Origin of the sequence: Acinetobacter pittii ANC 4050, from assembly GCF_000399685.1 — a bacterium.
Classification (GTDB): Bacteria; Pseudomonadota; Gammaproteobacteria; order Pseudomonadales; family Moraxellaceae; genus Acinetobacter; species Acinetobacter pittii_E.
Window position 1 is genome coordinate 3,613,126 of the sequence record NZ_KB976987.1, and the last position, 14,298, is coordinate 3,627,423.

Sequence of the window (14,298 nt, forward strand, 5' to 3'; positions counted from 1 at the left end):
GTAGGTGAGCTATGAAAATTGTTCAGGTATTGGCAACTAGCGGTGGAGTTGGTGGATTAGAGCAGCATACTTTTAATCTTGTTAATGAGCTCGCTTTAAATCATGAAGTACATGTGATTGCACATCCTTGCTATGTAGACAAGTTTAGCCAACAAGTACATTTTCATGCCGTCGATTTTGCACGTAGCCGTTGGAATATTCTTTTACTCTGGCAACTTAAAAATCTTATCCAGCAAATTCAACCCGCCATTGTTCATGCACAAGCAGGAAAAGCGGCTGAGCTGATTGCCCGCATTAAGCCATTTTTATCTGGTCCAAAGTTTGTAACGACTGTTCATGGTACTAAAAAGAATAAGTCTGTTTATTTAGCAGGTGATGCAGTTATTGCGGTGAGCCAAGCGCTCACGCAAGGCATCCCAGAGTCTAAAGCATACGTAGTTTATAACGGGGTATATCCTCAGCCCGTACTTACAACTGAAAATAAAGAAAAGTTACTTCAATCGATTCAAAAAGATTTTGCTGAGCTAGACACAAGCAAAAAAGTAGTTATGTGCATTGGGCGCCTAGAGCCAGTAAAAAATATCAGTTTACTGATTGAGTCGATGCAGCAGATTAATGCCAATTTATGGATTGTTGGCGATGGCTCACTTCGAGCAAGTTTGGAAAAGCAAGTCAGTGAATTAAACATGCAAGATCGGGTCGCTTTTCTTGGATTTAGAACTGATGCACGTGATCTGGTGCAGTTGGCTGATATTGTGGTTTTATCGTCAGACCGTGAAGGTTTTCCACTTGTTATGGTCGAAGCATTGCAGGCCGATAAAGCAATGGCTTCAACCAAAGTCAATGGTGTGATCGAGTGGTTGCCAGAACAATATCTGGCAGAAATTGGAGATGCACAAGGTTTAGCAAGAGCGATTCAATGTGCACTTCACCCAGAGGCACAAAGTGACTTTAGCCCGCTATATGCAAAAGCCAAGGCTGAACTGACTGTACCAGCCATGGCCGAGCAGACGTTTAATATTTATAAAGGCCTGCTAAAGACTTAATTATTTTTTGGTGTAAGGCGGATAGCATCGAGTACCACGAAGTTATCTTCAACATTAATAGTATGGCAACCGTCATCTGCTTGATTCCAATCTGGTAAAACCACTTCTAGTAATTTTTCTTCATAAGCTGTTAGGCTAAGCTGAGTAATCGCTTTTAATTCGATATTGCCGCCATAACGTTTTAATGAATCTTGGCTTGGTCGAACCAGTTGCCCTTTATAAATAAAAGGTTTGCCTGCCATACGGAACTGCTGACTGCCTCGGCACACTGGATTCATTGGGTGCTCTTGCCAGTTAGGATTTAAAATATCTTCGGTAAAGAATAGATCTAAACGGTCACCAAATTTCTTACAATCACGACGCGTTGAAGTAAAAAGATACCATAAGCCCTCATGGTAAAAAGGGGTGCTATCGACTGCTTCAATATTCTCGATCAGGTTAGAATGCTTTTCCCATTTTAGTGGAAACTCAGTACATTTCCAAAGTTCAATAGTTTTATTGGCAGATGTTTCAGGGATCATGTACCAAGTGTTATCTATTTTAAATACACAAGGATAGGAGAGGTGATAATCAAGTTTTAAAATAGTTTCAGGCGATGTGTAGGTTCCATCTTTAAAAACTTCCAAGACCGAAAGAAAGCCCACCGGATGTTCATCATCCACTTCTTCAAAAAAAATGAAATGACGACCATTTTCATAAGCATAAAAACTATCTGCAAAAGTAAACTTTCTAGGGGAATGGATCTCAAAGAGTGAATCTAATTGCTCAAGTGCTGTAAAAGGTTGTTCTAACCAGCCAAAACGCATATACCAATGAGAGTCAAAAGATTTTGCTTTTTTTGCTTGTTGGTACTTGTACCATTTTTTTTGAATCAGGCGATTTAGCATTAAATTTTACACTCGATATAACTATAATTAGATAGACTATCCCTGACTCATTTTAACATTTGAATGAAATGAAAAAATATTTAATCAGTATTGAATCTGCTAATAGTGAACGTTTAAAAAAGTTGTACTCTCAAGCAACATTTTACAAATATCGCGATGAATTTAAGCAATTTGGGGTTATAGGTAAAAATTTAAGTGTGAGTGAGTATTTTCAACAGGGTGTAGCAGGCAAGAAAAAACCAATGACGCCTGGTGAACTTGGTTGTGCAATGTCACATATTGCTGCATTAAAAGATTTTTTAAATTCTGATGACGAATATGCCATTATTTTTGAAGATGATGTAATTGAACGTTTTGAAATTGATTTCCAAGATTTAGAAAAACATATTCGTTCTTTGAACTTAGGGCCTTGCTTTTTCCTAAGCTTAGGCGGTATTCAAATGAAAATATGCAATCGTGTTCGTGGGAAGTTTTTACCCGAAGAATTGTATAACCAAAAAGTTTTAAAAGTTGATTACGACTATCTTGAAAAACTTGCTTATGCTTATGCCTATGTTGTAGATCGTAAAATGGCTCAAATGTTGGTTGATTATCATCAACCGATAAAAATTTATGACCATTGGCAAGATCTTGTGGGGCGAGGGGATTTTAGTTTCTATGTCAGCTTTTTATTCGATCACCCAATTATTGAAAATGATGATGCGTTAAGTTATCTAGAAAAGGAAAGAAGCTTAATCACTCCACTTTCACAAGATGACAGTGATTTATTACGTTACTTAAGAGTTAAATTAAAGAAATATATACTTAATAAATATATAATTTAGCCGTTTTTTCGGTTTTATTATTAATTTTATGATTAAGCAAAAAAATATTATTATCGGGTCGGCAACGGGATACAATGCTGACCTCATCTCTTCTTTTGTCTATTCTTTAGAAAAGGCTAACTTTGATGGAATATTGTCTTTAATTATCTATAAAGAGCAAATGACTGAGTTTGTGAGTGCATTCTCAGATATCAAAGGTTTTAAAATTGAATTTAAAGTTTCAACTATTGGAAAATTTAAATCAAAATCAAAATATTCAGGTATTTATAAGTTTAAGCTTGTAAAAAATCTTTTTAAAAAAATTATTAGCTTAACTGTAAATGAAGCAGTTCCTGATTCAAAAATTAAAGCTCTTAAAATTACTGGTTATCCACATGTGAGCCGTTTCTTTGAATATAAGGAAATTGTAGAAAGTCATCCTGATGCTTCACATGTATTGCTTAGCGACGTTCGAGATGTTTTTTTCCAGAGTAATCCTTTTAAAAATCTTGGCAAAGGACTATTGGTAGGGATGGAAAATCCAGATTATACGATTGGTACTGAGCAATATAATCAAAAATGGATTAAGGATGCGTATGGAGAGGGCTTTTATAATCTTGCAAAAGATGAGCAAGTATCTTGTTCAGGGGTCACTATTGGTGATCATGAATCAATTAAAGTCTATATCAATAAGATGATTGAGGAATTCTGCAAACAGCCATATCACAAAATGTCTGAAAGAATTTATGATCAAGCCATGCATAATAAATTATTAATTACTAATAATTTAGCTGATGTAACTCGCTGTCAGCCCTTTGAATCAATTATTGTAACTCTTGGGTTATACCCAATAGATCAAATTGCAGTTAATGAACAAGGTTTTATTATCAATCGTAATGAAGAAATTATTCCTATTGTCCATCAACATGACAGACATCCAGAACTACTTCAGTTATGTGATAATTATGTTGGGAAATAAATTTAAGATTTTCTAAATTTTATATGGAATGCGGATATTAATTTTTATCCGCATTTCCTTTTAAAACCATATAAATCAGCGCAACAAAAATAAGCAATGCACCTGCTAAGCTACTTACACAGAAATAAAGGATACGTTGACTTGTAGTGATGTTAAATAATTCATTTGCAAGGATATAGCGCATCAAAAACCATTGCGCAAGAGAGAATACAATCACGATTAAAGCATGTCGACGTACATCAGGGCGCATAGCCATAAAGCTGACCTCTAAATTAAAAGCAACCTATTATGCCACTGACCTGCTTATTCGCAAAGCATAGCTTAGATAAACCGAATATGTGGCTGATATTTTTCATTAAAAAACCCTGCATGAGCAGGGTTTTTTAATTTACAAATCTAAAAATTATTTAGATTCTTCAGCTTTTGGCTTTTCACGTAAGCGGATGCCCAAGTCACGAAGCTGATTTGTTTCAACAGGAGCAGGTGCTTGAGTAAGTGGACATTCAGCAGTCTTAGTTTTCGGGAATGCAATAACGTCACGAATAGAAGTCGCGCCAGTCATAAGCATAACTAAACGGTCAAGACCAAATGCCAAACCACCGTGAGGAGGAGCACCGTAACGAAGTGCATTCAGCAAGAAGCTGAATTTCTCTTCTGCTTCTTCATCAGAAATACCAAGCGCTTCAAAAATCGCTTTTTGCATTTCTAATGTGTAAATACGTAGAGAACCACCACCAACTTCAGTACCGTTCAATACCATGTCGTAAGCAACAGAAAGTGCTTCACCCGGATTGCTCTTCACATCTTCTACGCTAGATTTAGGTAGAGTGAATGGGTGGTGAACAGAAGTCCATTTGCCATCATCAGTTTCTTCAAACATTGGGAAATCAACAACCCAAAGTGGAGCCCACTCACAAGTTGAAAGATTCAAGTCGTGACCAATCTTGACACGAAGTGCACCCATTGCATCATTTACGACTTTAGCTTTATCAGCACCGAAGAATACGATATCGCCATCTTGTGCACCAACACGTTCCAACAGTTCAAGTACAATCGGTTCAATGAATTTCACGATTGGAGATTGAAGACCTTCAATTCCTTTAGCGAGTTCATTAACTTTAATGTACGCTAAACCTTTAGCACCATAGATGCCAACGAATTTGGTGTATTCATCGATTGCACTACGTGGCAATGATGCTGCACCTGGAACACGTAACGCAACAATACGACCTTTAGGATCTTTTGCAGGACCAGCAAATACTTTGAACTCTACTTCTTGCATTAAGTCTGCAACGTCAACGAGTTTCAACGGAATACGCAAATCTGGTTTGTCAGATGCATAATCACGCATTGCTTCGCTATATGGCATACGGCGGAATTTTTCAAATTTTACGCCAAGCAAGTCGTTAAATAGTTTAACAGTCATGCCTTCCATCAAATCCATGATTTCATCGTCATTTAAGAACGAAGTTTCAATGTCGATTTGAGTAAATTCTGGCTGACGGTCAGCACGCAAGTCTTCATCACGGAAACATTTTGCGATTTGGTAGTAACGATCGATACCACCAACCATCAATAATTGTTTAAACAATTGTGGTGATTGTGGAAGTGCGTAGAAGCTACCATTTTGTACACGACTTGGTACTAAATAGTCACGTGCGCCTTCAGGAGTTGCACGAGTTAAAATCGGAGTTTCAACGTCTAAGAAACCGTGATCGTCTAAATAATTACGGATCAAGTTAGTTACTTTAGAACGGAAACGTAAGCGATCTAACATTTCTGGACGACGGATGTCCAAGAAACGATATTTTAAACGGTGTTCTTCTGACACGTTGATAGTGTCATCATTTAACGGGAATGGCGGAGTTTCAGAAGCAGCAAGAACTTCGATTTCTTTGCCTAAAACTTCGATTTGACCACTCACCATATTTTGGTTTTCAGTACCTTCATAACGGCGACGAACACGACCTGTAATTTTTAATACATATTCAGAACGTGCTTTATCTGCAGTTGCAAATGCTTCTGGAGTATCTGGGTCAATAACCACTTGAACGAGACCATCACGATCACGCATATCAAGGAAAATAACACCGCCATGGTCACGGCGACGATGTACCCAACCGCATAGTGTAACGGTCTGGTCGATTTGGGCTTCAGTTAAAGAGCCACAGTAATGAGTTCGCATCATGATGAAGATTATCCAAACTATATTGGCTGAAAGGACGGATGCGTAAACCGCGCACCGTCAAAAAAGTAAGTTTTCGATTATGCCTTGTTGGATGGTTTGCCACAAGAACTAGATCAAAAAACCGCAGAAATTAAGCTGAAAATGAGCAATTTGGCAGCAACTTTAAGTATTCACCCCATTCTTTTTTGCCGATCTAAAATCAAGAATAGTAAGCATCCTAAGCTAAAGGTACTTAGCCAGCCTTGCATAAATTCATTAATAGAACGACCAGTGAAATAATAGGTATCGGCATGCCAAACTTCATGAGGAATGTAGCGGGCATAATCCCAAAAAGAGAATAAACCTAGCAGTGTAGATAGAATTAACAGGCACCATGCGAAAATTTTAATTTTATAGTTTACTTTCCAGTGTTGTTTATAGCGCTGATAATAGTGAACACTCATCCAGACAATAAAAGGTAAGGCAAGAGCTGAGGTGCCTAGCTGCAAAAGACGATGTAAGGGATAAGGATGCCCGAAAAGATGAACTGTGGTTGCTAATACATCTTTAAATGCAAAAGTCCGAAAGTCAGAATGTGTTAGACCATCCCAAATTAAATGAGTTGCAATCCCTAAAATAAGTGCAAGTAATGTTCCAATCAAAAATAAAAAAATACGTTTTATAGAGTGGAGGTCAAGATCATGTTGAATACCGAAAAAACGATAAATTACAGGTCGGTAAAGTAAATACCAAATGGCACAAAAAATGACGCCTAAAGTAAGGTTGGGATAAATCAGGCCTTTCCATTGATGAGTCAACATACCTGATTGCATTGTAAATAAGCGGTAAAGATCGGGTGTCATACTGCCAATTGCTAATGCAGCAATCGGTAAAGTGTTTTGACTAAGCTTGGAAAGAGGTGGTGCTATAACGGCATGAGAGATGGTAAAAGGCATTAGAAATTAGGATTTACTCACATCATTTAATTGGCCAGTCTAACGAATCATCTGATTAGAAATGTTTTTTATTGCAAAACAACTGAAATGTTATAATATAACAAAACAAAAGGCGTAGCGATCAGAGAATCACCTCATGTTGTTCTATAAAAATATTTTGACCATATCCATTTTGGCAGCAATATCGATACCTGTATTTGCAGCAGAAAGTGAAAATGTTGAAAAGTTAGAAACTATTCGGATTAAGGCCCATCCACTTGAGCAAACGTCACAAGATTTTGCAGTTGCAGATACTGTGGTTGATCAAAAGCATTTAGCGCAAGGTGCTGCCACCATTGGGGATGCACTCAGTAGTGAAGTTGGAATTTATGCCAATCAGTTTGGGGCGGGTTCGAGTCGTCCAGTGATTCGTGGACAAGATGGACCACGTGTTAAAGTTCTTCAAAATTCATCAGAAAATATTGATGTCTCGACATTGTCTCCTGACCACGCTGTCACTGTAGATCCTGTGCTTGCGAAACAAGTCGAAGTAATTCGGGGACCTTCAACTTTATTGTTTGGTGCTGGAACTGTCGGTGGTTTAGTCAATGTAATTGATAACAAGATCCCTACGCAAATGCCTGAAAACGGTTATGAAGGACAAGTTGGCTTACGTTATAACACTGGAAGTGATGAAAAACTGGCAAGCGCTGGCGTAACTGTTGGCTTGGGTAGCCAAGTTGCTTTACGTGTTGAAGGGTTAACACGTGATGCAAATAATTATATTGCACCAAATTATGTTCATGAAGGTGAAAAAGAGCGCCGTGTAGACAATACTTTTGCTCAGGGTGATTCAGTTAACGTTGGTTTGTCTTGGATTTATGACCGTGGTTATACGGGTATTTCTTATAGCAATCGTCGGGATCAATATGGTTTGCCTGGGCATAGCCATGAATACGAAAGTTGTAGCGCTCATCTAGGTGGAAGACCACATTTGCATTGTGATCCACATGAGCATGAGCACGAAGATGGGGAAGAAGCTCACGATCATGGACATGAAGAACATGATCACGAACATGGCGGCCCATGGATTGACTTAAAATCTGAGCGTTATGATTTTAAAACCGAGTTAAATGATCCATTCGCGGGCTTCCAAAAGTTACGTGCACAAGCGAGCTATACTGACTATCAGCACGATGAAATTGAAGAGGGAACAATTGCGACCCGATTCCAAAACAAAGGCTATGATGGTCGTATTGAGTTAGTACATAACCCAATTGCAAGTTGGGAAGGGGTGATCGGTGCTCAGTTAGGTCAACAGAAATTAGATTTAACTGGTGAAGAAGCTTTTATGGCTCCGACCACTACCAAAAAATGGAGCGTATTTGCTTTAGAACATAAACAATGGAAAGACGTACATTTTGAGCTTTCTGCACGTGCAGATCAGCAAGAGATCGATGTAGACGATAATTCTAAACAGGATTTTGATGGCTCGGCATTTTCTTACGCAGGTGCTGCGAATTGGGAGTTTGCACCGAACTATAAACTTTCTTTTGTCGCATCCCATCAAGAGCGTTTACCTTTAGCTCAAGAGTTATATGCAAATGGTGGACATTTTGCGACGAATACTTATGAGTTGGGGAATGATCAACTCAGTAAGGAAAAATCGAATAATGTTGAATTAGGTTTACATTTTGATAATGACAAACTTGATTATCATCTGCATGTTTACCATAACTGGTTTGATGACTACATCTATGCACAAACCCTTGACCGTTATAAAGACTTCCGTTTAGTCCAATATACTCAAGATAAAGCACGTTTCTATGGTGCTGAGGGTGAAATTGGTTATCAAATTACCCCAATGTACAAGATCAGTGCTTTTGGTGACTATGTACGCGGTAAAATTGATGCAGAAGGAAACGCTCCACGTATTCCAGCGGGACGTTTAGGCACTAAAGTTGATGCAGATTTTGGCGATGGCTTTAGTGGTTCTGCCGAGTACTACCATGTCTTTAATCAAGATAAGATCGCAGCTTACGAGACTGAAACTGAAGGCTATAACATGCTCAATCTTGGTCTAGCATATGCTGGACAATATGGTGCAAAAACAGATTACCGTGTTTATATGAAAGCGAATAACTTGTTAGATGACACGGTTTATCAGCATGCTTCGTTCTTATCAAATATTCCACAAGTTGGACGCAATTTTACAGTAGGTGTTGATTTTAGTTTTTAAGGCTTTAACACGAAACTAAACTTGAAAAATCAATCCAAAAGACCTAATTTGAAACCATCAAGTTAGGTCTTTTTTATGCGTATTTTTCAACGAATTCATCAAAAAATAAATTGGTCAGGGCGTCGTTATATGGCGGTATTACTTTGCGTTGTTGCTATTGCATATCTTGCATCGGCGATTTACCACACAGTAAAACCATTACCACAAGGGATTAACTTTAGTGGCAAGCTTAGACATGCCGATGTCAAATTTTTAGCTGATAAAACCTATCTTGATGCCAAAGGACAGCAACAGGTTGATCAACACATTTTTGATGAAATTTTAAAAATGATTGATGAGGCAAAATCCACAATTGTGGTGGATATGTTCTTGTTTAATTCAGAAGTGGGTGACTCGAAACTCAAGCAAAGACCGTTAATGCAAGAGTTAACCGATGCATTAGTGAGTAAGAAAAGACAGAACCGCCAAATTCAGATCGTTATGATTACCGACCCGATTAACTCAGTCTATGGTGGTCTAAGCCCTGAACACTACCGTCAATTACGTCAGGCAGGTGTCGATGTGATTGAAACCAATTTAACTCCTTTGCGTGCTTCTAACCCGTTTTGGTCAGGGTTCTGGTACATCTGCTGTCAAAATGTTGGTAATAATCCTGAAAAGGGCTGGTTACCAAATCCATTCGGCGATGAAAAAATTACACTGCGCAGCTATTTAAATTTATTTAACTTTAAGGCAAATCACCGTAAAACTGTGGTAGTCGATACTGATACTGGTTGGAAGTCATTGGTGACCTCAGCAAATCCTCACGATGGCAGCTCTAGACATTCTAATGTCGCGTTGGTTGTAACAGGGGCGACAGCTGCTGATGTTCTCCAAACTGAAGCTGCTGTTGCGCAAATGTCAGGCAGTAGTTCACCATCACTTATATTAGGCGATTTTGAAAAAGACGTAACCAAACCTCAAGTTCAGGTGTTAACTGAAGGGGCGATTTATCAATCTGTACTTAAATTGATTAATTCAGCGAAGCCGAAAGAGCATCTTGATTTAAGTATGTTCTATTTGTCTGAACGTAAAATTATTCAAGCACTAAAAAATGCTCAAGAGAGAGGCGTTATTGTCCGAGTTTTACTTGACCCAAATAAAGATGCGTTTGGTCGACAAAAGAATGGTATTCCTAACCGTCAGGTAGCTTCAGAACTACACGCTGCCGGCATTCCAATCCGCTGGTGTGATACCCATGGTGAGCAAAACCATAGCAAAATGATTTTGAAATATAGTGCCCAACAAGCTGAGTTGATTGTAGGATCTGCCAATTTTACGGCCCGTAATTTAAAAAATTACAACCTTGAAACAGATATGTTGGTCATTGGCAAAGTTCAAGACCAAGTCTTTAAAGATGCGCAAGATTACTTCAATACTTCTTGGTCAAACTTACAAGGTAGACAGATGAGTGTGGACTATGCGAAGTATGCAGATGAGTCTAAAGTGAAGTATTGGATTTATCGCTTTATGGAATGGTCAGGATTGTCGACTTTTTAATCACAATCTTTGGAGTTTTTCAAAAATTGGCTTGCGCCTAGAGTCATCCACAACCTGCCCAAAATCTGAGAATAAATTGTTTTTGCAATAAAATTAGATAAGCGAAAACAGTGAACAGGTTTTGTGGATGACAAATGCTTTTGGTTACTTTGGGCGAAACCAAAGTAACGAATTAGCTACTACAAGTAGAGGTCAGAGCGGTAAGACACCGTCGTGCTCATTACAACATAGACAGTAAAACTTTAAAAATTCTAAGGTGCAGGCGGAATCAATTGATCCAACGCTTTATCATCAAGTTTTTCTATTTCACTCAAATCAGTCTTAATTTTCCACTGTGTCTCATCATCTACAGGGTTTGGTAAACGTGCCTCAAGCCAGTCACAGACTACATCTGGGTTAAATTCAGGATGGTTACACTGAATAATCCACGATAAAAAGTCTTTCGCTTCACCGTTCATGTAAGGCGGTGGTGAAACAGGAAAGAATAATGTTGGTAGGCGTTCATTCGTCGATAAATAATTTAAAACATGACCGAGTTCTTGTACGGTTTGCCATGCAAGGGCATGCTCTACGTCAATACTGAACTTAAACCACCAAGCATGTTCGCCATCTGCTCCATGAGCCATAATTCGGGCTTCTTGTACACTTGGAACTTTACAAAAAAATTGATGAAGACGCTCAAAACTGATTTCAGACACAGCAATTGACCTAGTTTGAAAAATGCTAATGGTAGCACAGATACAGATTCTTCATATTTTCTTTATAGTCATTACAAAGTTTAGCAATCAAAGCGGTTTTATACATGGTTTCTCCTTGAGTCTCTTCTAAGCTAGCTTCATATCAAGATTAAAAGGAAATAGGCCATGAAAAAGCCAATCATTCTTGTACTTTCGACATTAATGTTAGGTATGTCGGCTACCGCGATGGCCGATTCTGGGCACCGTTGGGACAATAACCATGGTAAACACTATGATCGATATGAGCATCGTGATGACCGCCGTCATGATTACCGTAATGATCATCGGGCGCCAGTTTGGTCAAATGCTGATCGTGGTAAACACTATGGCAACTATGTTGCTTTTAAACGTGGCGAACGTATTCCTACCCAATATCGCCATAGCCGTTATTATGTTTCGGACTGGCGTGCACACCGTTTATATGCGCCACCACGTGGATACCATTGGGTTAAAACCCCTAATCAATACTTATTGGTCGACTCGAGACACAACATTTACCGAGTTCGTTAAATGTAAAAATAAAAAGGCCTCAATATTGAGGCCTTTTTTATGCTAACTCGTCATCTTGCGGTTGAGGTGGTTTTAAGTTTGTTGATGTTTTTGCATGTTTTTCTTTCATCACTGATGGGTAGTGCCATGAAGCAAATCGTACGACGAGAATAGATAAGGCTAAAATCAAAATTGAGCCAGTAATAATGACTTGATCGATATCCGCTTTGTGGTCATGTTGAATATCTGAAATAAGTAGACGGGTTAAGGCCGTAATCGCGACATAAATAAGAAATCGCACTGGCATATGATTGGTTTTAAAGTAAATTCCAACCATTGCTCCCAGTTCTAAGTAGATAAATAATAATAAAATATCATCAATTGAAGCATACTTTTTGACAGTTAGAATTTCAAAAACTGTATTGGCTGCGGACCAGGCCACCATACAGCCAATAATAAACAGGGCTAAATAATGAAAAGCTTCAACGGCATAATGACCAAATCGGTCCAGAATACGTTCATACTTTTTGGAATCGGGCATAGTAAGATCTTTTGTTTACTTAATAATGCTTAGAAATTAAACAAATTTCATGCCAATTGAAATAGTAAATATAAAATAAAAAAACGCCTGAATTTTCAGGCGTTTTTGTGGAAAACTTAATTAAGCTTGATTTGTAAAGTAATCCTCACTAAAGCCCATAATTAAGTCTGAACCAGCTTTAATTTTAGCAATACGCGCATCAATATCTGGCAAGATACGTTCAACAAAGTACTGAGCCAAAGCAAGTTTGTTTTGATAGAAATCACCAGACTTATCTTTAGCAGCGGCAGCAATTTTCGCAAACATATATGCGAAGCTGAGTAAGCCCACTGCATGTAAATAATCAACCGCAGCTGAGTTCGGGAAATCTACCTTTTCAGCAGCTTGTTCAATAATAAACTGCGTGATCGCTTCAATTTCAGTTGCAGCATCTAAAGTTGCATCTTTAATGAAGTTTAAATCTGTGTCTAAGTCATTTGCGAAGTCACGAATTTCAGTGATGTATTCAGCAATGAACGCACCGCCACATTTAATGGTTTTACGACCAATTAAATCTTGAGATTGAACGCCGTTAGTTCCCTCGTAGATTTGAGCAATACGAAGATCACGGATACATTGTTCCATTCCCCATTCACGGATATAACCATGACCACCGAACACCATCTGAGCATCTAAAGTTGCTTGGAATGCTGTATCTGTAAGGTAAGCTTTTGCAATTGGAGTTAAAAGCGCAACGCGGTCATTGGCTTTTTTCACTGCTGCTGCATCAGTTGAGAATTTAGTGATATCGAGTTGTTGACCTACATACACTGCAAAAGCACGAGATGCTTCATTATTTGCACGTGCGTTTAACAACATACGACGTACATCACCATGGACTAAAATGCTGTCAGCAGGTTTATTTGGTGATTGAACACCAGCTGCACTACGGCCTTGTAAACGATCAGTCGCGTATTGAGCAGCATTTTGATAAGCAAATTCAGATGCACCTAAACCTTGAATCCCCATTGATAAACGTTCGTAGTTCATCATGACAAACATGGCAGCAAGACCTTCGTTCTCTTTACCAACGAGGTAACCTTTTGCTCCATCAAAGTTCATCACACAAGTTGCAGATGCTTTGATACCCATTTTATGTTCAATAGAGCCTGGACCAACATGGTTGCGGTCGCCTAAAGAACCATCTTCATTTACAAGGTACTTCGGTACGATAAATAGCGAGATACCACGTGAACCCGCAGGAGCATCTGGAGTTTTAGCAAGGACCAAGTGAATGATGTTTTCAGCTAAATCGTGGTCACCGCCAGTGATGAAGATTTTAGTACCTGTGATGTTATAAGTACCGTCTTCATTACGTTCTGCTTTAGTTTTGATAATACCTAAGTCAGTACCGGCATGTGGCTCGGTTAAGCACATAGTGCCTGACCATTCACCTGAATAAATCTTAGGTAAATATGTTTCTTTTTGCTCTTGAGATGCGTAGCTGCTTAAAGCCATACCTGCACCCACTGAAAGAAGCGGGTAGAGCATAAATGATGGGTTAGTTGCAAATAACATTTCATCAGAAAGAACGGTGAGCATTTTTGGCATGCCTTGACCGCCCCATTCTTCATCGGCACCTAAGCCAATCCAGCCACCTTCTGCATATTGACGAAATGCATCTTTAAAACCAGCTGGTGTGAACACCTCGCCGTTTTCATAGCGAGCACCTTCTTCATCACCGGTACGGTTTAATGGATGAGTTACGTTCTGAGCAAATTTAGCCATTTCTTCTAAAATTGCTTCAGCTGTTGCAGCATCTACATGAGCAAGTTTCTCATTAGACTGCCAAAATTGTTCTGCTTTAAATACATCATTTAAGATGAATTTCATATCAGCTAAAGGAGCATTGTAAATTGGCATAATCGTTCACCTTTTTTGTGCACATTGGCCTGTG

The 14,298-nt window shown here is 38.7% G+C and carries 13 protein-coding genes; 6 read left to right on the forward strand and 7 right to left on the reverse strand.

The features are described from left to right. Positions 1-11: 11 nt before the first annotated feature. A complete protein-coding gene (gene lpsE / locus F931_RS20795) occupies positions 12-1,046 on the forward strand; it encodes a glycosyltransferase (RefSeq protein ID WP_016143056.1) in 1,035 nt (344 codons plus the stop codon). Here lpsE and ghy read toward each other — a convergent pair. Beyond that, on the reverse strand, positions 1,043-1,933 hold the full coding sequence (gene ghy, locus F931_RS20800; RefSeq protein ID WP_016143057.1) for a glycosyl hydrolase Ghy: 891 nt from the start codon (positions 1,931-1,933) through the stop codon (positions 1,043-1,045). The two genes, lpsE and ghy, sit on opposite strands and share 4 nt — an antisense overlap. A gap of 68 nt (positions 1,934-2,001) precedes the next feature. Between ghy and F931_RS20805 the strand changes: the two genes are divergently transcribed. Next, positions 2,002-2,757, forward strand: a complete 756-nt coding sequence (locus F931_RS20805; protein ID WP_016143058.1) for a glycosyltransferase family 25 protein — start codon at positions 2,002-2,004, stop codon at positions 2,755-2,757. Between the two features lie 28 nt (positions 2,758-2,785). Next, on the forward strand, positions 2,786-3,715 hold the full coding sequence (locus tag F931_RS20810) for a lipooligosaccharide outer core biosynthesis glycosyltransferase GtrOC6 (protein WP_016143059.1): 930 nt from the start codon (positions 2,786-2,788) through the stop codon (positions 3,713-3,715). Between the two features lie 37 nt (positions 3,716-3,752). Here the strand turns inward: F931_RS20810 and F931_RS20815 are convergent, their stop codons facing one another. From F931_RS20815 to F931_RS20825, 3 genes are all read right to left on the reverse strand, one after another. Continuing rightward, positions 3,753-3,971: a hypothetical protein gene (locus F931_RS20815; protein ID WP_009389608.1), complete on the reverse strand. Its 219-nt coding sequence runs from the start codon at positions 3,969-3,971 to the stop codon at positions 3,753-3,755. 147 nt (positions 3,972-4,118) lie between these two features. Continuing rightward, positions 4,119-5,903 carry an aspartate--tRNA ligase gene (aspS, locus tag F931_RS20820; RefSeq protein WP_016143060.1) on the reverse strand — a complete coding sequence of 595 codons (1,785 nt, stop codon included), beginning with the start codon at positions 5,901-5,903 and terminating at the stop codon, positions 4,119-4,121. 170 nt (positions 5,904-6,073) lie between these two features. Continuing rightward, positions 6,074-6,838 (reverse strand): DUF4184 family protein, encoded by a 765-nt coding sequence (locus F931_RS20825; RefSeq protein WP_016143061.1) that lies wholly within the window; start codon positions 6,836-6,838, stop codon positions 6,074-6,076. A 136-nt stretch (positions 6,839-6,974) separates the two neighbouring features. On the opposite strand from F931_RS20825, the gene znuD reads away from it, so the two are divergent. Beyond that, the gene (znuD, locus tag F931_RS20830) at positions 6,975-9,056 is read left to right on the forward strand and encodes a zinc piracy TonB-dependent receptor ZnuD (RefSeq protein WP_016143062.1); all 2,082 of its coding nucleotides are present in this window, start codon (positions 6,975-6,977) and stop codon (positions 9,054-9,056) included. Between the two features lie 75 nt (positions 9,057-9,131). Beyond that, entirely contained in the window at positions 9,132-10,595 is a 1,464-nt protein-coding gene (locus F931_RS20835) for a phospholipase D family protein (RefSeq protein WP_016143063.1), read from the forward strand. A gap of 251 nt (positions 10,596-10,846) precedes the next feature. On the opposite strand, the gene F931_RS20840 is transcribed toward F931_RS20835, so the two are convergent. Then, positions 10,847-11,293: a hypothetical protein gene (locus F931_RS20840; RefSeq protein ID WP_016143064.1), complete on the reverse strand. Its 447-nt coding sequence runs from the start codon at positions 11,291-11,293 to the stop codon at positions 10,847-10,849. Positions 11,294-11,458: 165 nt separating this feature from the next. Between F931_RS20840 and F931_RS20845 the strand changes: the two genes are divergently transcribed. Further along, positions 11,459-11,842 (forward strand): RcnB family protein, encoded by a 384-nt coding sequence (locus F931_RS20845; protein ID WP_016143065.1) that lies wholly within the window; start codon positions 11,459-11,461, stop codon positions 11,840-11,842. Positions 11,843-11,879: 37 nt separating this feature from the next. Here the strand turns inward: F931_RS20845 and F931_RS20850 are convergent, their stop codons facing one another. Both F931_RS20850 and F931_RS20855 read right to left on the reverse strand, forming a co-directional pair. Next, positions 11,880-12,362: a phosphate-starvation-inducible protein PsiE gene (locus tag F931_RS20850; RefSeq protein ID WP_016143066.1), complete on the reverse strand. Its 483-nt coding sequence runs from the start codon at positions 12,360-12,362 to the stop codon at positions 11,880-11,882. 120 nt (positions 12,363-12,482) lie between these two features. Continuing rightward, the gene (locus F931_RS20855) at positions 12,483-14,264 is read right to left on the reverse strand and encodes an acyl-CoA dehydrogenase C-terminal domain-containing protein (RefSeq protein ID WP_016143067.1); all 1,782 of its coding nucleotides are present in this window, start codon (positions 14,262-14,264) and stop codon (positions 12,483-12,485) included. Between the last annotated feature and the right edge of the window lie 34 nt (positions 14,265-14,298).